At 40.1% G+C, this 24,602-nt stretch carries 18 protein-coding genes and 1 pseudogene; 6 read left to right on the top strand and 13 right to left on the bottom strand.

What is annotated here, in order from left to right; all coding sequences use genetic code 11:
- Positions 1–884: 884 nt before the first annotated feature.
- Positions 885–1,604, bottom strand: coding sequence for an HAD hydrolase family protein (locus H6G73_RS16135; protein ID WP_242034225.1), 720 nt, complete (start codon positions 1,602–1,604; stop codon positions 885–887).
- 209 nt (positions 1,605–1,813) lie between these two features.
- On the opposite strand from H6G73_RS16135, the gene H6G73_RS16130 reads away from it, so the two are divergent.
- Positions 1,814–2,581, top strand: coding sequence for a hypothetical protein (locus tag H6G73_RS16130; RefSeq protein ID WP_190606259.1), 768 nt, complete (start codon positions 1,814–1,816; stop codon positions 2,579–2,581).
- Positions 2,582–3,010: 429 nt separating this feature from the next.
- On the opposite strand, the gene H6G73_RS16125 is transcribed toward H6G73_RS16130, so the two are convergent.
- From H6G73_RS16125 to H6G73_RS16085, 9 genes are all read right to left on the bottom strand, one after another.
- A complete protein-coding gene (locus H6G73_RS16125; protein ID WP_190606257.1) occupies positions 3,011–3,727 on the bottom strand; it encodes a DevA family ABC transporter ATP-binding protein in 717 nt (238 codons plus the stop codon).
- Between the two features lie 32 nt (positions 3,728–3,759).
- Positions 3,760–4,914: an ABC transporter permease DevC gene (gene devC, locus H6G73_RS16120; RefSeq protein WP_190606255.1), complete on the bottom strand. Its 1,155-nt coding sequence runs from the start codon at positions 4,912–4,914 to the stop codon at positions 3,760–3,762.
- 11 nt (positions 4,915–4,925) lie between these two features.
- Complete coding sequence (locus H6G73_RS16115) at positions 4,926–6,350, bottom strand: HlyD family efflux transporter periplasmic adaptor subunit (protein ID WP_190606253.1); 1,425 nt, start codon at positions 6,348–6,350, stop codon at positions 4,926–4,928.
- Between the two features lie 1,164 nt (positions 6,351–7,514).
- The gene (locus tag H6G73_RS16110; protein WP_190606251.1) at positions 7,515–8,252 is read right to left on the bottom strand and encodes a phycocyanobilin:ferredoxin oxidoreductase; all 738 of its coding nucleotides are present in this window, start codon (positions 8,250–8,252) and stop codon (positions 7,515–7,517) included.
- Positions 8,253–8,491: 239 nt separating this feature from the next.
- Positions 8,492–9,346 (bottom strand): formyltetrahydrofolate deformylase, encoded by an 855-nt coding sequence (purU, locus tag H6G73_RS16105; RefSeq protein WP_190606249.1) that lies wholly within the window; start codon positions 9,344–9,346, stop codon positions 8,492–8,494.
- A gap of 24 nt (positions 9,347–9,370) precedes the next feature.
- Entirely contained in the window at positions 9,371–10,012 is a 642-nt protein-coding gene (locus H6G73_RS16100) for a DUF4340 domain-containing protein (RefSeq protein WP_190606246.1), read from the bottom strand.
- Between the two features lie 44 nt (positions 10,013–10,056).
- The gene (locus H6G73_RS16095) at positions 10,057–11,883 is read right to left on the bottom strand and encodes a GldG family protein (protein ID WP_190606244.1); all 1,827 of its coding nucleotides are present in this window, start codon (positions 11,881–11,883) and stop codon (positions 10,057–10,059) included.
- Positions 11,884–11,954: 71 nt separating this feature from the next.
- Positions 11,955–12,767, bottom strand: coding sequence for an ABC transporter permease (locus H6G73_RS16090; RefSeq protein ID WP_190606242.1), 813 nt, complete (start codon positions 12,765–12,767; stop codon positions 11,955–11,957).
- Entirely contained in the window at positions 12,768–13,766 is a 999-nt protein-coding gene (locus H6G73_RS16085; protein ID WP_190606241.1) for an ABC transporter ATP-binding protein, read from the bottom strand.
- Between the two features lie 270 nt (positions 13,767–14,036).
- On the opposite strand from H6G73_RS16085, the gene H6G73_RS16080 reads away from it, so the two are divergent.
- Positions 14,037–16,127, top strand: coding sequence for an S-layer homology domain-containing protein (locus H6G73_RS16080; protein ID WP_190606239.1), 2,091 nt, complete (start codon positions 14,037–14,039; stop codon positions 16,125–16,127).
- A 126-nt stretch (positions 16,128–16,253) separates the two neighbouring features.
- The gene (locus tag H6G73_RS16075; protein ID WP_190606237.1) at positions 16,254–16,955 is read left to right on the top strand and encodes a hypothetical protein; all 702 of its coding nucleotides are present in this window, start codon (positions 16,254–16,256) and stop codon (positions 16,953–16,955) included.
- Between the two features lie 24 nt (positions 16,956–16,979).
- Here H6G73_RS16075 and H6G73_RS16070 read toward each other — a convergent pair whose 3' ends face one another.
- Positions 16,980–18,695, bottom strand: coding sequence for a DUF1565 domain-containing protein (locus tag H6G73_RS16070; RefSeq protein WP_190606235.1), 1,716 nt, complete (start codon positions 18,693–18,695; stop codon positions 16,980–16,982).
- Between the two features lie 144 nt (positions 18,696–18,839).
- Here H6G73_RS16070 and H6G73_RS16065 point away from each other — a divergent pair, with 144 nt between their 5' ends.
- Positions 18,840–19,946, top strand: a complete 1,107-nt coding sequence (locus H6G73_RS16065) for a thiamine phosphate synthase (protein ID WP_190606233.1) — start codon at positions 18,840–18,842, stop codon at positions 19,944–19,946.
- Positions 19,947–20,326: 380 nt separating this feature from the next.
- Here H6G73_RS16065 and H6G73_RS16060 read toward each other — a convergent pair whose 3' ends face one another.
- Entirely contained in the window at positions 20,327–21,346 is a 1,020-nt protein-coding gene (locus H6G73_RS16060; RefSeq protein WP_190606231.1) for an XDD4 family exosortase-dependent surface protein, read from the bottom strand.
- A 1,080-nt stretch (positions 21,347–22,426) separates the two neighbouring features.
- On the opposite strand from H6G73_RS16060, the gene H6G73_RS16055 reads away from it, so the two are divergent.
- On the top strand, positions 22,427–23,248 hold the full coding sequence (locus tag H6G73_RS16055; RefSeq protein WP_190606229.1) for a PEP-CTERM sorting domain-containing protein: 822 nt from the start codon (positions 22,427–22,429) through the stop codon (positions 23,246–23,248).
- Positions 23,249–23,350: 102 nt separating this feature from the next.
- On the opposite strand, the gene H6G73_RS16050 is transcribed toward H6G73_RS16055, so the two are convergent.
- Positions 23,351–24,244, bottom strand: a complete 894-nt coding sequence (locus tag H6G73_RS16050; RefSeq protein WP_313948295.1) for an iron uptake porin — start codon at positions 24,242–24,244, stop codon at positions 23,351–23,353.
- 61 nt (positions 24,245–24,305) lie between these two features.
- On the opposite strand from H6G73_RS16050, the pseudogene H6G73_RS24280 reads away from it, so the two are divergent.
- Positions 24,306–24,602, top strand: a pseudogene (locus tag H6G73_RS24280) (IS4 family transposase); the annotation flags it as partial.

The following is a 24,602-nucleotide window of genomic DNA, read 5'->3' as shown; positions in this document are numbered from 1 at the left end:
AATAACAAAGAAAATATAAAAATGATATTGCTTAAACTTATTGATTACTGATATCGGAGATTGCGTTTTCATATACTAAATCCTCAGGTTTGGTTGTGAAAATGCACAGTGATTTCATAAAAATCCGACTGATAATCAGGGCTTATAACCTTTAATTCATCGGGGTTTCACTGTGTTTTGTATCTTGATGAACTTGATTCTAGAGTACCCAGTATCAAAAAAAATGTCTATTGTGATACAAAAGTTATTATTGTTATTATCTAATTAGGGACAAAAAGTGTTTGATAAGTACAACCTAATTGATGTATTAGATGGCAGTATGTAGAGATAGTTAAATGGCAAATGCCAATTGGTTAAACCCTTATAGATACTAGATTTTGCGTTGTGATTACTGCTGCATCATCAAAAAATAATCAATAAGTTTGTGAAGCAGGTATTGACGATGTTTCAAAAGTTGAGTTGGTATGGCAGCAAAATTTAGGACTGTTTATTTTGTCTAATCAGTCCCATCTATTTTATGGATAAATTGCGAATAAATACTGAACTAGTATTTAACTATTTGGGGATTTCCATAAAGTTCTGATAAATATAGTTTTTTTAGTTAGTAAAAATACGGTATTGAGATAGAAGTGACAGAGAAACCCATGATTAGAAATGGTTGAATCTGCAAGTTTAATGTCCAACCAGTTAGCAGCATGAAAACAGACCTATAGTCAGGAAGTTCTGCTGGTGCTGCTACTCTTTTAGTATAGTGCATTTGTATTGATTAGACTAATTGGGAAAGAGATGGCTTACCTGTTCTCTATCACCTGCTATACAACCCCAAAGGATCAGGTTTGACCTATTGGCATTTATGGCACGCAAACTAGATGCGCTTTAGCTAATTAGCTTTTTGGATGGGAAAGACTGGTCAATATATATTCAGATAATTCACAAAATCCTTCACCTTCAGCTGCTTCAGTGATGTAAAGGGGTTGATGCTGCAATTGTTCGGCATATTTGAGAATATTAGCTACACCTACCGATAAAGGGAATTCATCTGGGTTAAATAGGCTTTCGTCGTTGGGACTGTCACCCACGGTCATAATTTGTGCTGGTGAATAGCTGGGAAAGTATTGATTGATGACTTGTTTTAACCCAGTGGCTTTATCTTGTTGCTGGGGTTTGATATGACACTGCACATTACTGTAAGTAAATCCCCAACCCATCTGTTGACAAAGATAGTCGATGTGTTGGAGTTCTGGGAGAGTTAAACCTGCGACATCAAATGTCCAGTCTGTGAGACGAAAGCGGTTATCGTGAGACTCGCACAATGTTGGGTAGGAGTTGAGTAGTTGAGCAAAAGCAGCTGCTAGTTGCTGACGATGGTGGGTAAAATCTGATATGGGTGTTAAGGTGATTGGGTCAAGATTTCCTGGTGGATAGAATAAACCACCATTTTCTGCGATCGCTCCCCCAATGTCCATTAAGCTACTGATTCCATTCACCCAACCAGCAGAACGTCCTGTGACTATCATGACTTGAATACCAGCACAAGCTAGCTTTTCCCATGCTTGTAAAAGTACAGATGTAAATTTACCATTTTTAGTTAATGTTCCATCCATATCTGTCGCAACAAGACGTATTTTGCTGAGTTCTTTAAATACATGCTGACATTCTTCTAATTTGATGAGACGATGGACAGGAGGAACTAACGGAAAATTCATATTTACATTACAAAAATTTATAAAAAAATCTTAATACTACCGTCAATTGACATCAATGATTTGGGCATCCTAAAAATCAGAGAGTATGGAGGATTAATTTGCTAAATATGGTCAATACAATCATTCTGGCTCAAGCTACAGGAGCAAAGCCCAAAAAAACCAAGGCTGAAGTACCTGCTTCTCAGCCAGATTTTCCCATCCCACCAGTCATCTTAATGTTTAGTAGTGGAGGACTGCTAATAGCTTTGGTGGCCTTGATTATTTATGGAAAAACCTTAAAGACGCAGCTGGAGAAAAAGGTTAAGTTTGAAAAATTTCGCACCAGGGAACTAGAGAAAAAGCTCAAATTAGCCCTAGAAACCATTCGGAACATGGAAACTAACCCGGACTTAGTGCACTCCAGAGATTTTAACCTTGACTATCTGCGGATGCGGATGTCAGAAGAAGTGTTCCATTTTGGAATTGTAAATCAAGTTAAAATCAAGGTAAAAGAAACACTTTCTCAAGCATTGCGTCCTAGCCAATCTAATCAAGGTATGGTAGGAATTGCTAGTAATACTGCTAGGCAGGTAGAAGAACTTTTTGATGTTGAATATGAAACAGGTGTACCGCCAAATATTACTAAACGGGTTCTATTTCGGATTCAAATCCGCTTAACTAAACTACCTACACAAGCAACTTCAACTACCATTAGTCAATTAATAGATTGTATTGAAACCTATTTAAGTCCTAGAGATGAGGATGACACTTGGCAACCAACACTACAAGGACGAATTGTCTATATGCACTGGGATCAAAAAGCAAAACCCACACCTTTGTTGGTGCTAGAACAATCCAATGAAGGGGTGAATGTTACTTTCCGTACTAACCGTTAATCAATTATGAGATATGACTGGTGTCATACCATTGGGATTAGCAATTTTGGCTTTGATTAACTTAAATATCGACTTATTGAAAGTTGATAAATTAGCTCTATTGCCCTAATTGTTGACATGGGTATTACACACCTAAAAATCTGAATTATCTTTCGGTTTTTTCCATTTTCTAGGGTGCAAATTAATATATTTAACCAGGGAATTAGGCATTACCTGAAATTAGTAATACCATTTACATTTGCTCATAATTGATGATTTACACCGCTGGTGTAGAGATTTGGTGCTCTATTTTTGGTGCTCTATTTAGAGCTTGCTAAATAAACCGAAAAGCTATAATAATCAGCGGTAGCGTGCCGTAGGCATACTTCTGTTCGCGTAGCGTGGCGTAGCCATACTCCTACCCCTCACACATAACTTTTTCAGCCAACCCTATTTATGCTGATTGGTAGAAATATTTTGAGCGTCACGAGTTAAAAGGCCATCTTCCATTTGCACGATTCTATCAGCTATATCTAAAATCCGGTTGTCATGGGTAACGAGCAAAATAGCACTTCCCTGGTCTTTAGCTAGCCTCTGCATAATTTCTACTACATCCCGTCCTGATTGCTTGTCTAAGGCGGCTGTAGGCTCGTCTGCGAGGACGAGAGGAGGATGGTTAACCAAGGCGCGAGCGATCGCTATTCTTTGTTTTTGCCCACCGGAAAGGTTATCCGGATAATAGTTAACTCGTTCCTGTAAACCCACCGATGCTAACATTGCTTCTGACTGTTTAATAGCTTCAGCTTGGGAAATGTTCTCACTTAATTCTACTGCCATTTGCACATTTTGTCTGGCAGTTAAAAATCCTAATAAGTTATGAGCCTGAAAAATATAACCAATATTGCGGCGAATTTGCACTAGTTTACTTTGACTAGCTGCATATAGTTCCTCACCCAAAAACTTGAGACTACCTTCCTGTACAGAACGTAATCCGCCTATCAAACTCAGTAATGTAGTTTTACCGGAACCAGATGGACCAGTCATAATGACAATTTCACCTGGATATATATCCAGATTAATATCAAATAAAATTTGTCTTCTCAGAGAGCCTCTTCCATAGTAATGGTTGAGACTTTTAATGGCGATTACAGGTTCTTTGCTGATCATTTGTGATTTTGTAATCAAAATAGATGGATGAATTAAAAAATATCAGCAGGGTCGGCAGAGTCTAATTTCCTAATAGCAATCATGCCGGAAATAAAACACATTAAAATGGTCAGAATCAGCACCATGATAGCACGAGATAAATCCATAAAAACTGGTAAAAGTGTCGCATCTCTAGCAACTTTGTACATTAATAATGAGCAAGCTAACCCAGGAATATAACCGATGACTGCTAATATTAATGCTTCTTGCAAAATTACAGATAAAAGATAGTTTTGTGTGTAGCCTATAGCTTTGAGCGTAGCATATTCAGATAAATGATCTGTTACTTCTGTATACAAAATTTGATAAACAATTACGGTTCCCACAATGAAACCCATGATGGTACCTAAAGTAAAAATAAAACCAATCGCTGTGCTACTTGCCCAATAATTTCTTTCAAAATCGATAAATTCTTGTTTGGTGAGGACATTGATATCTCGTGGTAAATAACTCCGCAAAGCCTGAGCTACTTGATTAGCATCGGACCCTGGTTTTAGTTTAATGACACCAATGTCAATTAATCCCCGTTGACGGTTTGTAAAAATTCTTAAAAAGTTAACATCACTAGTAACTAAGTTACCATCTGCACCAAAGGAAGCACCCAAAGTAAATAATCCACCGACTTTAATTCTTCTTCTCCTCACTTCAGCATTGACGGTTTTTCCCTGGTCAAAATCCGCAGCAATTGGCCCATATTCCAGACGAGAAGAACGGTCATAGAGAACTACATCAGGTAGTTTTAATTGATTCAAATTTTCGGCTATTCCCGGCAAATTCAATACATTGGTGTCGGGATTAATGCCAAAAACGAGGATACTGCGGGGGCGACCAGTTACAGGATTTTTCCAGCTAGTATAGTCGAGATAAATAGGATGGACAGACTGGACTGCGGGCAAGTCTAAGGCTTTATAAAGTCGCCGTTGGGAAAAGGATTTCATTGACAGCACAGCATTAGATTGGCTGTTAATTAAAACCACATCGCCCATGATACTGCTGTGCATTCTGACGTTACTGTAATAGAGTGCGTCTCTAAAACCTATTTGCATGAACATCAAAATATCAGCAAAGGCAATACCTGACAAAGCTACGGCTAAACGAGTTTTTTCTCTAGTCAGTTGTAGCCAAGACAAAGGTATTTTCTGGTTCATTTTAACTATGATTAATTTCCTTGATTAGTATTGATTTCAACTACTACTTTTGCGTTAGTTAAACCAGAAACTTGTTGACTAAATTCTGGAGGTAGAGCAATTTTCACTTCTACAACTCTGGCATCAATATCGGCAGCCGGGTCTGTATTGAGGACATCTTTCTTACCAATTCTTCTGCCAATTTCTGTAATTCTGCCTCGTAATTCTCCTTCAAATGCACCGTTATCACTGGTAATAACTGCCGTTTGGCCGGAGCGTACTTTACCAATGCTATCTTCGGGAATTTCTGCCACGACAACCATCTGGTCAGTTTGGCCAATTTCCACAATGCCATTGTTACCCATGATTTCACCCGATTTGGTGTTAACTTGGAGAATTTCACCAGTAATGGGTGCTTTCACATAACTTTGCTGGAGTTCAGCTTGGGCTTTTTGCACGAGAGCGATCGCATTACTTACTTGAGCTTGAGCCACTTGTAAATCAGCAGGAGTCACCTCTAAAATCCGTCTGAATCTGGCTTTTTCTTCATCAATTTGCCTTTGCAAAGTGGCAATAGTTTTTTCTCGATTGACTTTTGCTTCTACTAGTTGCTGTTGCAAAACTGCCAAAGTCTGCACTTGATTAGCTCTGGCTTGGGCTATTTGCTGTTGCAGTGTGGCTATTGCTTGACGAAAGTTAGCTTGGCTTTCAATTAGCTGTTGTCTAGCAGTAACGGCAGTTAATCTTCTTCTATCTCGTTCTTGTTGAGAAATGGCACCTTGTCTATATAAGAATTCATATCGTCCAGAATCAACTTGAGCATTGCGTTCTTCAGCCCTGATTCTTGCCACAACCGCTCTTAAACTGTCTCTTTGCCCTCGTAATTCAGCCTCTAATCGCTTGACTGTAGCTTGTTGGCCAATTCTTTCCCCAGTTAATTGGGCAGCCACACGGGAGATGAGGGCACGTTGGGCTTGATTTTCCCCTAATAATTGGGCCTCTAGACGGGCAATGACAGCTTGTTGAGCTTGTAGATCCCTTGGTGAAGCAGCCCGGACTTGATATAAATTGGCACGCGCTTCTTGTAACTTGGCTTTTGCTTCTTCAACCGCAGCCAGATTAGTGTTACGACTGTCTAAAATAGCGATGACTTGACCTTGCTGTACCCGTTGCCCTTCTCTGACCAAGAGTTGTTGAACCCGTGTAGCTACACCAGTTGCAGGGGCAGAGACTTTAATCACTTCTCCTCGTGGTTCCAATCTGCCAATTGCACTGACAGTGTTACTCACTGGAACCACAGGAACCGGTGTGGCAATCTTTTTCAGTTGTTCAATTTTCACGGTAGCAAGTACACCAGCTGCGATCGCTACTGGTAAAGCTACAGCAATACCCAACCAAATCTGAGGCTGTTCTAGTGGCTGTTCTGTCACTTTTTGCTTCTCAGTCACCCTAGACATAATACTTTGCCCATTTATCTGAATTGTGCTGATGAAAATACAAATGCAAATTCGTCGCAGTGGAATTAGTGAAAAAACCAGTCTGGAACTTTTTGGACAAGACTTATCAACCTGTGCCCATTCAGTTGACTGAACAGTAACTAATTAACTGCCAAAGGCTATGACTTTGCGATTTTCTGGGTTTGATTCAGAGTGGAACAAATTCAAAATCTTTCTGTAAGAATTCAGATTTTTTCCTACGTAACTTTGATGCTCTTAATTCCTGATTTGACCAAATTATGCTGAATTATCACTAAAAGTAGATTTTTTTAATCTTTGCACCTAACCCTAGAATCCTTACATTTTGAATTCACCAACTCTATTGCTAATCATCAATTTAACGTGAGGTTGATAAATTTATTTGCCTCCCAATTTTCCAGGTATAGCAATTGCCTGTGGTAGGTCATCAATTGATAATAAAAACTAGATAACAAAAGAACTTTTATCATGTCAATTGTTACCATTTGGCTGTTATAACTGTTACTGGTTAGCAATTGCAGCTTACACCCCGTCGTTTTATTGTGAAATTTTTGGACAAGAAAAATAAGCAAGTTTAAATTCTACAAAAGAACATGAAAAAAACGACTGTGGCTGAATGACATCATGCCATCGCCCTCAATATTTTGAAGCTCATCAAGAACAAACTGATGTCAAATCAACAATTGCTTACATCAGGTTTTTTGAACTTGATTGTTAATTGACTGCTAGGGTAGATGATAAATAATGAGTAGATTCACACAAAGTAATAAGAGATATATAGTTTTCCCTACTAGCTGATCTTAACTCCATTAACTCTGCTTGGATGAATTCTACATTTATTACTTGAGGGAAAACGTAACGCAGCTTACAGAAGATTTAAGGGTAAGATGTCCACCACAGAGATACACGATGAAAAAATAAAAGTCAAAAATTTAAAATGCTGATTACACAAGATGTTCTATTTTATAGCTATTCCCATTCCAGTGAGGTAAAATCAATCATAATTTAACGCAGATAATTTTGTACTTTATTAGACTAGGAAATGCTATATCATTGGTATAACCTGCTATGATAATCACAAAAGTACAAATCCCAATAAATTGGGATTGTAATTGTTAGTTATTAACTTTTATGGCGGGAAGTAGGTTAATTTGGTAAATCGAATAAAACTGTAGTCATGTAGTTTTCTGCCCATTCTGGGCCAAAGGCTTTTTCTAGCACACGACGGGTTTTATCGTTTTGCTGTTGTTTGGTACAGTAATTGTGCTGTCCAGCAATAATCTGTGCGATTTTTTCTGGTGTTGCTGGAGTTGAAGCGATCGCTTGGGTACAATGAATTTCTAGAAAATCCTGAACACGTGCCAGAAACTTGGCTTCTTCCTCAGAGGATGCCGGACGAATAAACAGACAAAAATCCGAGAAGATATTTCCCCATGTGGGTAATTCGCGGGGTTGGGAAAACTCCACTGATGTTAAGGCTTGTAGCGCAGAGTTATAACCCGCAGGTAAGATACGTTCTAAGTTTACAGGAGATAAATCAGCGATCGCTGCACTAATTTGACCCCTACCCCCGACTAAATCACAACCAAACATGGGAATGTCATATTCTGGACGGGGAAACATCACGCAGTGCAAAATATCCAAATTATTCCCCACCTTAGCCAGTTCCAAGTGCATTTTCCGAAACTGGGGTGTTTGATAGCAACGATTTTCGATAGTCAGTTTTTCACCCTCTAACTTACCTTCCACATATCCCAATTCCGCAGGTAAGTGATAAGGCGATAACTCTAAGTATCTATGCCAAACAGCCTCAATTGTATCTGCTAAACTGCGAATTAGAGGATGTTGTTGCTCACGCAGGGAAGGGGTGGAAGTTGAGGACATAATTATTTGGACAATACAACCTAGTGCCTAGTCTATCTCAAATGCAGCCACAGAAATCCCTTGATTCTCAACAGATTTAGTAAATTACATTAGTAGGGGCGGGTTTATCGAGATAATGATTAATAAATCAAGATATTTGTCAACCCGCCCCTACATAGGATAAATCTCTAGATAATGATTAATAAATCAGGATATTCAAAGGCTTTTAACACTGTCACCTGTCACCTGTTCCCTGTTCCCTATTCAAATACAACTGTCCTATTACCATAAACCAAAACTCGGTTTTGTAAATGTAACCGTACAGCTCTGGCTAAAACTACTCGTTCTAAATCTTTACCTTTTCTAATCAAATCTTCCACATCATCCCGGTGGCTAACTCTTACTACATCTTGTTCAATAATTGGCCCAGCATCTAATTCAGTAGTTGCATAATGGGCAGTTGCACCAATAATTTTCACGCCTCTTTCAAAAGCTCGATGGTAAGGATTTGCACCAATAAATGCCGGTAAAAATGAGTGATGGATATTAATAATTTGTGGAAATTTTTGAATAAAATCAGATGTGACAATCTGCATATATTTGGCTAAAACAACTAAATCAATATTGTATTGATGGAGTAAATCTAGTTGTTTTGCTTCTTGCTCAAGTTTATTTTCTTTAGTAATAGGAATATGGTGATAATCGATGCCAAATTGTTCAGCAATGGTTTTTAAATGGGGATGATTGCTGATGATTAGGGGAATTTCGGCTGTAAATTCCTTAGCACGATGTCGCCAAATTAAATCTAATAAACAATGGTCTTGACGACTGACCCAAATAGCAATGCGGGGAACGGTATCAGAAAAATGTAATTCCCATTTAGCATTTAAAGGTTGTGCGATCGCATTAAAGGCAGTGCCAATTACTTCTCTAGGTAAATTAAACCCCTCTAACAGCCATTCTATCCGCGTTAGGAATAAACCTGCTTCAAAGTCTGTGTGTTGGTCTGCATGAATAATATTACCACCGTTGGCATAGATAAAGTTAGCAATTTTAGCTACTAATCCTTTTTGGTCGGGACAGGAAATGAGTAACGTTGCGGTGGGACTGGTCATATATATTTTTTTAGACTTTTAGACTTATGGAGATTTTTTGATATCCGTTGGAGTGGGTAGAGAAGTTGGACTTGGTAAAGGTGTAGGAGATAGATTCAGATTATTTTCCAGGTTTTTCCATTCTGATAAATCTCGATTTACTGCATTACCAAAATCTTTAGATACCAACAACACATTGATATTACCATTGACTTGTGTAGCAGGATCAACTTGAGCATATACAAGATTGCCTGTAAAATCTGCCCTCCCCAAAATGATTTGATGACTTTGCTGATTCTTGAGTTTAATATCTATCGTCGCTTGGGGTTGGTCTAAGCCAAATTCTGCTAGTTGATTAGGTGGAACTGATAAAATCCTCTCAGTTTTACCTTTAGCTAATAAATCTAGTAAATAAGAAACAATAGCATCATTAGCTGGTTCAGATACAGGAGACTTAATAGACCATTGGGGTTTTGCGTCAGTATTTTTCCTCTCCAACTCCAGATTTGAGTTGTTAGTTTTGATAATTAAAGATTGAATATCATCTATTTGCAAAGATAAAACTTGCTTTTTTTGCTCACTAACTGCTTCACGCTGGGCAGAATTTTTAATTTCATGAAAATAAACAAAACCACTTAAACCCAGCGCCATCAGTACCAAAACTAAAGTCGTGCGTGGAAATTTCATTATTGGTCAGTTGTTAGTTTTACTTGTGAGGTATTTTCTTTCCTTTAACGGCGTTTCCACCAAATAATAGCCCCAGTTGCTAACCCAATTAAAGGTAAAAGCAACAAGGACAGTAAGGTTAACAAATTGGCTTGTAGACTAGATAAAGTAATACGTCGATTGTTAGGTTGTTTGGGACGAATAGACAGAGTTTGCTGATCCTGTTGACTGACCCAAGCTACTGAGTTGAGAAATACATCGCCATTTAATTGCTGTTCAAATAAACCATCTCTAGCAAACTCAGAATTGCCAAATACTACTAATCGAGATTCTTTAGTATTTTCTGGATTATTAGCAGTGGTTGGGGAGGTGGTAGGAGTTGGTGAAGCTAATGGACTTGGTGATGTTGTTGGGGTTGGTGCAGTGGTTGGAGAAGGTAAGGGACTTGATGTAGCTGTAGGACTGGGTGATGTTGTTGGGGTTGGTGCAGTGGTTGGACTAGGGGATGGAGAAGGTAAGGGACTTGATGTAGCTGTAGGACTGGGAGACGTTGTTGGGGTTGGTGCAGTGGTTGGAGAAGGTGAGGGACTTGATGTAGTTGTAGGACTGGGAGACGTTGTTGGGGTTGTTTGGTCTGTTAACTTTCTCGTTAAAGCCACACCCAAAGTGAGAGGCCCTTTTAGGTCTTTACCTTCGTTAAACTCTAATTTTTCGCTTTTTTGGTCACTTTCTGCCCAACTGCTGGGATAGGGTTTAGTTTTGAGTAAAGGAGTAGATTCTACACCAGGTACAGGCGTAATTTCTAATGGTCGAGAGAGGGGATAAAATGAGAAACCATTCCCAAATTTTTTAGTAATGGGATGTTGTCCATATTCTGTAACTAAAGGTGCAGCCGGGCCTAGTTGAACACTTTCACCAGAGGTATCAATTGCTAACCGATTATCTAAACGCACGCCCCATTCTTGCAGCAAACTGTCAATTTTGGGGTCGGTATTAGGATTAATCATTAGCAGTACATTACCACCACCTTTGAGATAGTCTTGCAAGGCTTTAACTTCACTAGCAAATAATTCTTGTTGGGGCCCTGCTACAACTACAGCAGAAGCATCTTCTGGAACTTTTGGCTGTTCTGCCAAGTTCAGGGCAGAAGTGGTAAAATTCTTGTCAGTTAACGCCTGAATTGCTTGGGAAATTGCCCCTTTAGCGGGTGTAATGGGATGTTCACCATGGCCTTGGACAAAATAAATTTTAGCGATTTTGCCACTCAGAACTTTTTGCAGACGGTTAGTTAATCTAACTTCTGATAACCGTTCATTTTCATTAACTGTTTGTACTAATTCTTTTTTATCACCAAATTCTAAATAAACTTCCCCATCATCTTGAAAACCAAATTTATCTGCTAGCCCTGGTCTAGCTTGGGGATCTATATATTCAAATTGAAACTTGTTATTTTGTCGGCGGAAATTATCTAGTAAATCTCGGTCTTGGGGATTTTGATTTTTAGTAAATAACCAGACTTTCACATTTTGAGGCAGGTTACGTACTAATTCTTGAGACTGAGGGGCAAGGGTAAATAATTGGTTTTCTGTTAAATCTAAGCGTAGGTGGTAGCGAGTACCTAAAAAGTTAATCAAGCCTAAAATCACGAATACAGCTAAGGTGGCAACGAGGGCATTAGTACCTGCTTGGGTAGAACGTTGTTTCCACCATCTATTGGTTTGGCTTTGCCATACTAACCATATCCCAGTGATGACAAGACCGATAATCATCAATGCTAATGGGATTGCACCCCAAGTTTCTGATATTAATCCTGCTGTTAATCCGGCAATCAACAGGAAGGGGCCTAATAAAAATATCAGTTTCCAAAGTTGTTTTTTAGATTTTTTAGTCATTGGTCATTATGGGACATTGGGCATGGGCATTGGTCTTGATTACGTGATCATAGGATGGAAAGAAACAGTTCCTACTGCCGCTGAAAACGCAGTGCATCAATTGATTGGGCTGTGAGGAAGATGCCCAACAGGATGTAAGTGGCAAATAAGATTAAGGCGCTGGTATCAAAAATGCCTTGGAGAAGGGTATTGTAGTGTTTGAGTAGGGATAAATGACTGATGGCTTCACCAATGGGGCCAGGGATAATTTTAGCGAGTAAATCCAGGAAGAGGAGGAGAATAATTAGTCCAAAGGTGAGGACAGCAGAAAGAATGGTGCTGTCTGTGAGGGAGGAAATGAACATCCCCAAGGATAATATTGCTGCTGCTAGTAAGATTAAGCCGATGTGACCCAATAAGGGAATCACAGGTGACATGGGAGGATTTGCCCCACTCAGAGCGATCGCTTCTAATCCTACCAAGGGTACAAGCATGGTGACAAAAAAGGTTAACACCCCTAATAATTTACCGACGGCTACAGCCCAATTGGTAATTGGTGATGTGGCTAAAAGTTCTAAGGTTCCCCGCTTCCGTTCTTCTGCATAAAGTCCCATAGATAGAACTGGCAGTACAAACAAAAGTAACCACCCCAATCTGTCTAAAAATGCCCTGATAAATTCATAGGGAACGTCAAACGGTGGGACTGGCACACCTAGTTGTTGCCCTTGTAAATCGTAGCTAGCAACTGTCACTAAAATTCCGTCTGGGCCTAGCAAAATCATCACAAAGAACAACCCAGCCAAAAACCAAAAGACAGCGGCGATACCATAGGCTAAAGGGGAAACAAAATAACTCTGTAGTTCACGACGATAAATGGCAATAATATTAGCCAGGACGATTCCCATCTATGCAGCCTCTCCTTCTGTAGTACCTGAGTCTACCTCTAGGGGCAAATTTTTTTCTTCTGTGGTCAGTTGCAAAAACACGTCTTCTAGGGTAGCGCTAACTCGACGCATTTCGTATAAACCAAATCCAGCTTTAATTAAGGCAGCGGCAATATCTTTTCCTGGTTCTTTTCCTGGTTGGGAAATTACCCGTAAATAAGCATGATGGGGGTGGGGGTGGAGATGACTGGTAGGTAGGGATTCCACTAAAATCACCCCTGGTACATTTTGTAGAACCTGTTTTGCTAAAGGTGCTTCCCCGTTGATTTCTAATTCATAACCAGAACCACCAGTTAACTGGGTCATGAGATTTTCTGGTGTATTGGTAGCGACAACCTTACCGCGATTAATAATGGCAACACGGCTACAGGTCATACTTACTTCTGGGAGAATGTGGGTAGAAAGAATTATTGTGTGTGTTCCCGCCAGACTTTTAATTAAATTGCGGACTTCAATGATTTGCCGGGGATCAAGCCCTACAGTTGGTTCATCCAGAATAATCGCTGGGGGGTCATGAACGATCGCTTGGGCAATTCCCACTCTTTGCCGATAGCCCTTAGATAACTTACGAATAATCACACGGTGCTTGTCTTGTAGACTACAGCGTGCCATCGCTGCTTGTACCTTCTGAGGGCGATCCCCTGCTGGTACTCCCTTAATCCGGGCCACAAAATGTAAATAGCCCTCTACGGTCATCTCTGGATATAAAGGCGGTGTTTCTGGTAAATAACCAATTCGTTGCCTCACAGCCAAAGAATCTTCATGGACATCATAACCAGCGATTTTGGCAGTGCCACTGGTAGCCGGGAGATAGCCAGTTAAAATCCTCATGGTGGTGGTTTTTCCTGCACCATTAGGCCCCAACAACCCCAAAATTTCCCCTTGGTCCACACTAAAAGTCACATCAGTAATCGCTGGAGTAGAACCGTATATTTTACTCAGATGTTCAACTTCAATCATTCTGTCTGGAAGCGATCGCCTGTTATAGAATACCCAAACAATCTTAGCAGGGGATTTTAAGACTAGGGGGACAAGGCAAGGGACGCAAAAGAAGAGGAGAAATAAATACTGTCACCTGTTCCCTGTTCCCTGTTCCCTGTCACCTGTTCCCTGTCACCTGTTCCCTGTCCCTATTCCCTCCTCCCTACTGACCACTGATTAAAAATCGGTTACAAGTTATTGTTAACTAACTATGCTTGTCTTCATTTAAACAATCAAATTTCATCATCAATGGTCAACTCTACTCTTGTCGCCACAATGTATGTCAACCCCATGACCGGGAATGATAAAAATGCTGGTTCTCGGTTAAGTCCTTTTAAAACTATTACTCGCGCTCTGAAAGAAATTACCACAACCAGAATTATTCAGCTAGCACCGGGTCTTTACAGCAAGACTAGTGGAGAGGTATTTCCGTTAATTATCCCTGGTGGAGTGCTGTTAGTGGGTAATGAGTCCAACAAGGGAAAGGAAATAATTATTTCCGGTAGTGGTGAATATGAGAGTCCTACCTTTGGGGTGCAGAACATCACCCTGGTTTTAGAGGATGATGCTAGTCTGTTGGGAGTGACTATTACCAATTCTGCTACCAAAGGTACTGGTGTATGGGTTGAGTCGGCTGTGCCTACTCTGGCTAACAATACATTTAGTAACTGTGGCAGGGAAGGAGTATTTATTAGTGGTAACGCTAAACCTGCCATTGTTGATAATTTGTTTGTCCAAAATACTGCCAGTGGTCTAGTTATGGCGAGAAATAGCAAAGGAGAAGTGCTACGCAATGTATTTCAAAATAATTCTTTAGGCATCGCTATTAGTGACTCTGCTGCACCTTTAGTAGCTAATAACAAATTATCAACCAATGGCACCGCGATCGCTCTTTCTCGCCAAGCGAAACCAGTATTGCGTCGGAATTTAATTGTGGGTAATACTCAAGGTGGTTTGTTGGTGAATGGGCAAGCTTTACCTGATTTAGGCCTAGCCCAAGACCCGGCTGATAATATTTTTCGTGACCAAGGAGAATTTGACTTACAAAATTTGACTTCCCAAGCTTTAGTTTCTGTTGGTAATCAATTAAATCCTACCCAGGTCAAGGGATTAGTAGAATTTATGGCAGCGACGGCAGAAACTCCTAGCCAAGTGGCAATTAATAGCAGTTTTTCTGATATGGATGGCCATTGGTCGGCGACTTTTGTGGAAGCTTTGGTGAATAAGGGTTTAATTACTGGTTTTCCTGATGGTACTTTTCAACCAGCCACACCAATTACCCGCGCTCAATATGCAGCTTTAATTGCCAAAACATTTCAACTTTCTCCTAGTCAAAAACTCAATCAATTTGTCGATGTTCGTCCTGATTTTTGGGCGGCTTCTGCCATTGCTAGTGCAGCAGAATCTGGTTTTTTAACTGGCTTTCCTGATGGCACATTTCGCCCTGGTCAAAATTTAACCAAGGTACAAGCTTTAGTTTCCATGGTGAATGGGTTAAATCTAACTGGTGGTAATCCCAATGTTTTGAGTGTGTATAGCGATCGCGCCCAAATTCCCAGTTATGCTACTAATATCGTCGCTGTAGCTACACAAAAACTGTTGGTGGTGAATTATCCCCACCTAGAGGAGTTGGAACCATTACGGGAAATTACTCGCGCTGAAGTGGCAGCAATTATTTATCAAGCCTTGGTGACCATGGGCAAAGTTGATGCCATTGCTTCTCCCTACATTGTTAAACCAGCTATAGATATTCCTTCTTTCACAGACTTACAAGGACATTGGGCAGAACCATTTATTCGGGCCTTGGTGAGTATGAACTTCAGCCAAGGTTTTGCCGATGGTAGTTATCGACCAGACCAACCCATGACTAGGGGTCAATACGCAGCTTTAGTAACCGCAGCTTTTAACCCCACCCCTAAACGACCTGCACCAGAATTCATTGATGTGAGTAAGGATTTTTGGGCTGCTAGTGCGATTCAAACTGCTGCTAGTGGGGGATTTGTAGGTGGTTTTAGCGATCGCACCTTCCGTCCTCAACAAAATGTGCAACGATTACAGGTAATGGTGTCTCTCGTTAATGGTTTGACACTACCAGCCACTGATAAAGATGTTTTATCAGTTTACAGCGATAGCAAAACTATTCCTGAATACGCTAAAACAGCGATCGCTACTGCCACAGAACAGAAAATCGTCGTTAACTACCCTGACCCCAAATTACTCGCACCCACCAGAGAAGCTACAAGGGCGGAAGTAGCTGCAATGGTTTATCAAGCATTAGTAGCTATTGGCCGCACACCACCAATTAATTCACCATACATAGTTTTGCATATCAGCAATTGACAAGTAGAATGGGAAACACTGACGCACAATTTCGTTGCCTGCGAGCGCAGCACTCATGTAACGAAAACAACATCTTTGTAAGCTGATGGGTGATTCTTTATACCTAATAATAGGAATTTTCATCCCATGTTAAAAAAAGCCCCAAACCCTTCTGCTGAACTAGCAGAAAATTTATTAATTCACTATAGTTTTGACCTGAGTGGGTACACTGCCAGTCAATTAGTTGACCGTTGGCAGAGGGAATTCCCTGCTGATTGGTTACACTTAGGTGTGATAGAAGCTTTGTATCAAGGTCGTTATAAAGCAGTATCAGTTCAACAAATATTAAACTTTTGGCATCGACGGGGACAGGTCAGTTATCATTTCAACCTCGACTTTGAGCGGATGATTTGCAGCAAGTTTCCCGAACGACTGACAATGCTCTCAGCACCTCTTTTACCTCCAGCCCAACCTAAACCTCAGCTAGAACCAGCTAGAAATGAGCAATTACCCCCGGTAATAGAGAAAAAAGTATTTAACTCCACCCCCTCACAAACAGAGGCAGAAAAACCTGTTTTAGTGGGTGCAGGGGCCAGAACAGTCAATGGAGGTACTTCCCCAGTAGTTAAAAATGTGACTCCCCCACCTATACCAATGGCGAGAGTAGCTATTTCTCCCCCAATCACCCAAACTACACCACCAACATCAGCCCATAATCCTCCCATTGGACAATTTACCCCAGAAATGAGCGATCGCTCTGAGTCCTTTACCTCTAAACTCAAAGCGATGACAGCAACTTTACCCGAACCTGTTTATGCTACTTCTGGTGCAAATGGTAATGGAAAATAATCTCCATCACCAACCCCTAATTTATTAATTTAATTGCTCAATAATTGCTTTTAAACCCTGACTATTAAGTTGCCTGGATATTTCATCAGCATTATATTGATTACTAAAAACTCCCGCTTGCATGACTTGACGGCCTTGCCAAACGGTGGAAAATGCCCCCGGATTTAAAGACCGTAATAAGTCTCTTTGTTGATTATTTTCTACTAACACCAACACCCGATAACGAACACCAGGACGGTCATTACTGTGGGGTCTCAGTGTAGATATTGGTTGTAAGTTTCTAGTAGGAGTGTTTCTCGTAGCTGAGACTTGAGGAGCAGTAAACTCAATTACTCCTGGCTCAATGTTGACGTAGTTTAATTGAGGCGTTTGTTGTGGTTCTGATGCCGCTATGGTTTGTAAATTAGTCCTGGCAGGAACAGCTTGTGCATTATTGGGTACTGGTGGCAATTGTCGAGGATTACTAATTCTGTTATTCACTAATCTGGTTGGCTGTCTACCAGTTTTCGGTACGGTAGGAGCAGAAAAAACAATTTCACCACCAACGGCAACTTCTGGCATTTGCACAGAATTGGCACGGGGAGAATTATTACTAAAGGAATTATTGCGAGGGGATATATTTAAAGCTGAATTACTGCGTAAAGAACTAGGGGGAAGATTCCGGGCTACAGGTGCTGTGGTGCCACTAAAATCAACCCTCCCAGCAATGCGATTGCGATTGAGACTATTACCCGGTACAGCGATCGCTTGCTTGGCAGTTCTTGCATTGATATCATAGCGACCATTACGATTAAATACATTTCTGCCAGGGTCTGAAGGACTTCCCAAATCAGGTAAAGCTTGAGCAATCACCACTAAACCATCTTCCTTACTTCCCTGAATCACATTATTCCGCAAGATAGGCCGAGCATTAGCTTGAACTAAAATCCCAGCCCGGTTATTTTGAATTTGATTAGCAACCAAAACTGGGGCCGCATTTTGAGCAATATTGACACCAAACCCAGTTTGTTGAAACAGATTTTCCCTGACTTCTGGACGTGAATTGCCAGAAATGGTCATGCCATTGGCACCATTACGATAAAAATAATTTTTATGAATACTGGGAATTGCATTACCGGTTACAGCTACCCCATCTTGGGTACTACCAGTAAAGGTATTTTCCCGAATCACAGTATTACTAGATTCAATCCACACACCATAACCACGAGGGTTAGTGTTCGTCACCGTCACACCAGTTAAACTCGCTTGGTTAGCACCAACAATTGCTACATTTTGACCGCCAAAACTGCGGCTGAGAAATTCACCACCACCGACAATTTTAATGTCTCTACCTTGGTTACTATTGTTACCTTGAATCGCCACTCCCGACTTGAGTATCAGTGGAAATTTCTCACCGTTTTGTACACTGTATGTACCTGGAGCAAGCATAATAACACTGTTGGGTGGAGCTATTTGCAAAGCTTGAGTTATAGTCCTCCAAGGGCTAATTTCGCTCCCATCACCGACTTGATCATCTCCTCTCAGGGGATTGACAAATAACACCGTCATCCGAGATGAAGTCTTTTCACTCTGGTTGGTCTGTGTTACTGTGGGGAACTGAGCTAAGGCAATACTGAAGTGAGCGTCAAAACAGGCGGTACTAATTATGCCTACGCCCAAGGTCAATCCCACCAAAGGAGAAAAAACATTTTGCGGATAGAGATTTGTTACAGGGTACTTAACACATTCATGAGGAGGCATTAGTTTTATACCAATTCTGTAAAAAGTAAATCTACAATACTTCTTTATACTCTATGAATAAAAAATGTCGATAAGATGAATCATATCTTGACCAATTGATTATGGTTATTCCAAAGTAGTTAGTGATTATTTAATGATGTCAATATGAAACAGGCTGGCTGTTACGATGAAAAGACTAACAACGGGGTTGTTGTAATGGTCGAGCCAAATAGCCAAAAACAGCAAATGCAGCACGTTATTCACCGGATTTTAGATGCTAATTTAGATCGCACTCGTGAAGGCTTGCGGATTATTGAAGAGTGGTGTCGGTTTGGCTTGAATAACCCCCATTTCGCTGGAGAATGCAAGCGCCTCCGTCAGGAAATCGCACAGTGGCATACAGCGGAAATTCGCGCAGCACGAGATACGGCTGGCGATACTGGCACCGATTTAACGCACCCCCAAGAAGAACAGCGAGCAAATGTTTCTTCTTTGTTGCAAGCTAACTTTTGCCGTGTGCAAGAAGCCTTAAGGGTGTTAGAGGAGTATGGCAAGCTTTATCACCCCAATATGGGTAAGGCTTTTAAGCTGATGCGCTATCAGGTTTATACATTAGAAAGTAATTTGATGGGTTATCAACGTCATCAACTCCTGTGGCGATCGCGTTTATATTTAGTTACAGCCCCAGTGGAAAATTTATACCACATGGTGGAAGCTGTACTCAAAGGCGGATTAACTCTTGTACAGTATCGAGAAAAAAATGCTGATGATCAAGTGCGTCTAGAACAAGCTCAAAAATTACGGCAGTTATGCCAAAATTATGGCGCGTTGTTCATCGTCAACGATCGAGTTGATTTAGCTTTGGCGGTAGATGCCGATGGGGTACATTTAGGTCAAAATGATATGCCTATTGCCGTGGCTAGACAAATACTAGGCCCACAGCGGGTGATTGGGCGTTCCACCACCAATGCAGAAGAAATGCAAGCTGCCATTGCTGAGGGTGCCGATTATATTGGTGTGGGGCCAGTTTATGAAACTCCGACCAAAGTAGGTAAAGCCGCAGCAGGTTTAGAGTATGTTAGCTATGCCGCGAAAAATTGTTCTATTCCTTGGTTTGCCATTGGTGGCATTGATACCAGTAATATTAATGCGGTAATTGATGCAGGTGCACCCAGAGTAGCAGTAGTGCGATCACTGATGCAATCAGAACAACCAACGTTAGTTACACAATATTATCTTTCTCAACTCAATCGAGTTAGACCAGACAACTAAATTAGTAAACTTACTCCTTCACTTAAGTCAATCCAGTCTGATATTTCTAACACTACATGAAATATCAACAAAATTAGTTCTATGCTGTTTGTTCCCGGTCTGGATTGGCTAACTCTATATTTCCATTTTTTAGCTTCACAACTTGACTCAGTTCATACCCCACAAACCCTACAAGGGTTACATTTGAGTGAAATTTAAACTGCCTATAGTTATTGTTAGTAGACATTTAGAGATTTAGCAACTTCTCACCAGTCACCTACTTTTCTAGAAAATAATTACGGCAAAACTAACCAACCAAATTGCCTGAGAATTGAATTATTCTCAGGCATATTTGGGAATTGATGCAATATTTCAATTCTCTGGCAACCAATGTTATTGATTTAGTCTTTCAGGAAGTTTTTCTTTTTCATTAGTCTTAATGCCCCTAAAGTCAATAAGCCAAAAGCTGCCATAGAGTTAGGTTCAGTAACTTTTTTAGGTTGGGGAGTTGGTGTGTAATAAGGTGGTTGTGAAGTAGGTGTTGGGGTTGGAGTCGGTGTTGGGGTTGGGGTTGGAGTCGGTGTTGGGGTTGGGGTTGGGGTTGGAGTTGGGGTTGGAGTCGGTGTTGGGGTTGGGGTTGGGGTTGGGGTTGGAGTTGGAGTTGGGGTTGGAGTTGGGGTTGGAGTCGGGGTTGGAGTCGGTGTGGGTGTTGCAGGTTTGATGCTAGGTTCACTGAGTGCAGTACCGTATTGGAAACGAATATTTGTAATCTGACTTAAATTGAACCCAGTTCTCCAACCCGATAAAATGAACTCTGCATAATCTTTGACAAAAGTACCACCAGTGATTTGTGAATTGGCTTTATTAGCGTAGCCACTAATAATACCGTAATTCATCTGTTGTCCACCAGATAAACCGAATCCAGGGTCGATACCAAAGCCAGCTGTACCTAGACCGTATCTTTGATTAACAGAACCTCCTAGTCCACTGCTAGATGTAGTGGATGCAAATCCCCATTCTTTTATCCATTCTTTCTTATTACTGCCTGATACTTGTGTGAGATCAATGGGTTGAGAGGGGGTAATGATCTTTGAATTATCAAATAAACTAGCGGCTCTAGCACTGTCTAAACTTAATTTTGGATTGTTAGTGATGTCCCAAAATATTCCTGTCAGCACATCGGAAGGTGCTGATGCTCCAGTCCCTGTATTTCTGAGGGTTATTTTCAACTTTCCGCTAATGGAATCATCAAATATTACTGATGCTCCTAAAGCATTAGTTGTATCAGTATTAGTGCCTGTTGCTGAAAAACTTAAAGTGGCAGCATAGGCTTGAGGTGTTTGTGCTGCCATGACTACGGCTACGGAAGAAAGCCCGACAGTTAAATAAGCTGTTAGTTTATGAGTAGATGCTGCTGACATATAGTGTTGATTCTTGTTTATTAGCTTCAATAAAAATTCTGATCTTTTGATTACTAATACCGTTTATACAGCAGTAAATTCCATTTATCTAGTCTTCTATAGCAACTTCATCAATAATTTAATCCATCAATTTCTTTGGATAATCATTCACTAAATCACCGTATTTTTACGCTAATGGAGAAATTGGATAAAACTTAAGTGATATCACTATTAATATGAAAAAATAACTAGACTCTAACTCAATAACTATGCAAAGATTCATTTCGTTCAATAAGCAGGTAATATAGCTATTCCAAAGGATATTTTTGATTTGCGAGTCCCTGAAGTGAAGCAAATAGTAACCTTGATGATGAGATAGAGGAAGTGATTTCCACAGGCCTGCACATTGTGCCTCACCGTATAAATATGCAGGTACTTTTTTGCGTATACAGAGTTTAAAAGCTGTAGCTCATATTTTTCTCTATCAGTTACTACCTAAGTAAAGGACTAAAGGCATGATCAGTATTATGAGCAGTGCAAACAAGGTTCAACTATTAGGACAACTGTGCAAGTATGGCTATGACATCTTCTTACCTAAGTAAATATGCTGCATTTTTAGGCGTTTCCAATAATCGACCATTTAATCCATGTTCATTGATTGCAATCACAACTTCTGTCAATTGACACATCTCTAGTGTTAACAGTGCCCAAAATTTCCCTGAAATGCGTGTTATTGCTCTTAATTTAAAGCAAAGTATTAATAGGGTTATAAAAATTTTCCTAGTATTTACGTATTTAATGCCGACAATTGATTTAATAAATAGAGTTTTTTCTGTGTTATTGATTAAATATGAAATTGATTTCTAAATATAATTACTTTACATCTAATAAAAAAGGTATTTTCTCTTAAGGATAATTACGAACTAATGGCTGAAATAACTATAATACAAGGCTTTGGCGGGATAGAAATTATATGAAAATAATTCAAACAAAAAGACAGAATATTATTGTAATTTTCATCAAAAACCGTATTTTACTGATTCTCAATTCCTTTTCAAAATGCCATACTGACATTTGAAAACTCACCTCATACATACTTATATGTCCTTTTCATTCAAGACAATATTTGCAGGTACACTGGCTTCCATTGGTCTGAGTTTGATGAGCGCAGGTCATGCCCTAGCTGCATCTGTAACTGCAACTCTGACAGCAGATAATCACTATGGACTTTTCTATGGAAACAATGACGGTAGTGTCTTAAATTTTGTTGGTCGCAACGAATTAGGCAGATTTGGTAGTCAAGGTACTTATAACTGGTCTAATGCAGAAACTTGGAACTTTAATTTGAAGTCTACAGATTATCTGTATGTGGTTGTCTGGGATGATCAAAGTGTTGATGAATCTTGGATTGGTCAATTTCAATTTGACAATGGTAAGAATCTCTTGAGTAAAGCACCAGATTGGGATTACATAATTTCCAAAAACTCAAACCCCATTACTCGTAATGAACCTATTCGTGATGCAGGTTATCTTTCTACTCAGAGTGGAGAAAGATTTGAGGGTAATGTTCCAGGGTTAGCAGAATTGGCTGGAGAAATTCAAGGTGGTTTTAGCACAGACAGAAAATCATGGGGTAAAGATGCAAATAAAGTTGATCTTACAAAGAACAACCCTTGGGGACAGATTCCAGGAATTAATTCAACAGCCGAATTTCTCAATGTTACTACGGCTGATAGCAAAGCTAGAGGAACTTCTGCCAACAAAAACTACACCATCTTCCGCACTCGTTCTACAGTTGGAGAATTAGTAGGACTACCACCAGAACCTAAGTCCGTCCCCGAACCTACTTCTATTTTAGGCATTCTAGGAGTAGCTGCAATTGGCAGTGGTTCTTTACGTCAAATGAGAAATAAGCAAGCTTAATTTCTATTACTAAATTGAAAAGTCCCAACTATTCCAGAGTGCGTTATGGTATGAGCCATAACGCACTATTTTGTCAAATCCACAACAGCTTAGACAGGTGAATTAAAAAGTAAAAGTAGTGCGAATTGTACCTATGACGACATCAGGGTTATCATTGCTTTGGTTAGGAGCTATTAACCAAATTACACCCGGTGTAATGGAAATATTATCGTTGAGTCGATATTTGTAGAAGCCTTCTATATGCACTGGTGTAGCGCGATTAGGTATAGTGCTGATCACATCCGTTGCACCACCTAAAAATGGTCTATATAAGGGAACGACACCGGAACGAGTAGCATAGGGAGGAACACCGACGATAATACCTCCTAAATTACCATCTTTACCCAAATCTGGAAAAGCTAGAGCGATCGCATAACTGTAAACATCTGCACTTTCATTATCTTCCCCAGCGGATTGGCCTTGTTGATTGGTATACATAAACCAACCATTAATAGCGAATTTGGGATAAACTCGCCATAATCCTGCTACACCGTAAGCATTGATGCTTCTTCGGGAATTATCCGCAATTAAACTTGGCGAATTTGCGGAAATTGTTCCCACATCATTGAGAAAGGTGGGTGTGCCAGCGGTGTAAGCATTAACATAAGTTAGACCGAAAGCTAAATTTTTGGTTGGTTGGATAGTTAATTGTGCTAATGCTGAATAACGGCCATTAAATAAACCTCCAGCCGTTGTACCATTGCTACTATCAGGACTTAAATTTTCTGGACTACTAGCATTTGGCGCTAAATAACCTAAACTCAAGTTAATTGCAGGACTCAATTCATAATTCAACCCCACACCCGCACCTTGGGAAATAATGCGATAAATTGGGCTATATTGAGCAAAGGTAGAAAGTGAACCAGAACCCCCATCTTCATCACCAACTGTACTAAATACATTGGGTAAATAATCTACGTGTTCCCCCCGAGCTGAAAAAGAGACAGAGTAAAGAATGTGAAGGTGTATGGTAAAAAAAGATAGGTCTTATATTCTCAACAAGACCAATCTATTGAAAATGATACCGACATTCTATCAAAGCCATCTCAAAAGTCAACTAAACCGTTCAGAATACCTGTTACTAAATATCCTGCTCCAAATTCTGCAATCAATCAAACAGGTGAACCTGGAGAGTTTAGCAAATGCCCTACCAATCCCAATAAAATTTGAAAGCAGACGGAGAAAAGTTAAAAGATTTTTATCGTTACCAAAATTGACAATTAAGAAGATATGGCTACCATTAATTGAAGTGTGGTTAGAGACATACTTTGAAGAGAAAGAAATACTATATCTAGTAATTGACCGCACCAAATGG

The organism is Richelia sinica FACHB-800 (assembly GCF_014698825.1).
GTDB lineage: Bacteria > Cyanobacteriota > Cyanobacteriia > Cyanobacteriales > Nostocaceae > FACHB-800.
Note: the sequence above shows the minus strand (reverse complement) of the source record. Positions and strands in the feature narration are given on the sequence as shown.

Bases quoted from the DNA above. Each gene is read 5' to 3' on its own strand.
- H6G73_RS16135 (WP_242034225.1), bottom strand. From the start codon at position 1,604: ATGGATGGAACATTAACTAAAAATGGTAAATTTACATCTGTACTTTTA.
- H6G73_RS16130 (WP_190606259.1), top strand. From the start codon at position 1,814: ATGGTCAATACAATCATTCTGGCTCAAGCTACAGGAGCAAAGCCCAAA.
- H6G73_RS16125 (WP_190606257.1), bottom strand. From the start codon at position 3,727: ATGATCAGCAAAGAACCTGTAATCGCCATTAAAAGTCTCAACCATTAC.
- devC (WP_190606255.1), bottom strand. From the start codon at position 4,914: ATGAACCAGAAAATACCTTTGTCTTGGCTACAACTGACTAGAGAAAAA.
- H6G73_RS16115 (WP_190606253.1), bottom strand. From the start codon at position 6,350: ATGTCTAGGGTGACTGAGAAGCAAAAAGTGACAGAACAGCCACTAGAA.
- H6G73_RS16110 (WP_190606251.1), bottom strand. From the start codon at position 8,252: ATGTCCTCAACTTCCACCCCTTCCCTGCGTGAGCAACAACATCCTCTA.
- purU (WP_190606249.1), bottom strand. From the start codon at position 9,346: ATGACCAGTCCCACCGCAACGTTACTCATTTCCTGTCCCGACCAAAAA.
- H6G73_RS16100 (WP_190606246.1), bottom strand. From the start codon at position 10,012: ATGAAATTTCCACGCACGACTTTAGTTTTGGTACTGATGGCGCTGGGT.
- H6G73_RS16095 (WP_190606244.1), bottom strand. From the start codon at position 11,883: ATGACTAAAAAATCTAAAAAACAACTTTGGAAACTGATATTTTTATTA.
- H6G73_RS16090 (WP_190606242.1), bottom strand. From the start codon at position 12,767: ATGGGAATCGTCCTGGCTAATATTATTGCCATTTATCGTCGTGAACTA.
- H6G73_RS16085 (WP_190606241.1), bottom strand. From the start codon at position 13,766: ATGATTGAAGTTGAACATCTGAGTAAAATATACGGTTCTACTCCAGCG.
- H6G73_RS16080 (WP_190606239.1), top strand. From the start codon at position 14,037: ATGGTCAACTCTACTCTTGTCGCCACAATGTATGTCAACCCCATGACC.
- H6G73_RS16075 (WP_190606237.1), top strand. From the start codon at position 16,254: ATGTTAAAAAAAGCCCCAAACCCTTCTGCTGAACTAGCAGAAAATTTA.
- H6G73_RS16070 (WP_190606235.1), bottom strand. From the start codon at position 18,695: ATGCCTCCTCATGAATGTGTTAAGTACCCTGTAACAAATCTCTATCCG.
- H6G73_RS16065 (WP_190606233.1), top strand. From the start codon at position 18,840: ATGAAACAGGCTGGCTGTTACGATGAAAAGACTAACAACGGGGTTGTT.
- H6G73_RS16060 (WP_190606231.1), bottom strand. From the start codon at position 21,346: ATGTCAGCAGCATCTACTCATAAACTAACAGCTTATTTAACTGTCGGG.
- H6G73_RS16055 (WP_190606229.1), top strand. From the start codon at position 22,427: ATGTCCTTTTCATTCAAGACAATATTTGCAGGTACACTGGCTTCCATT.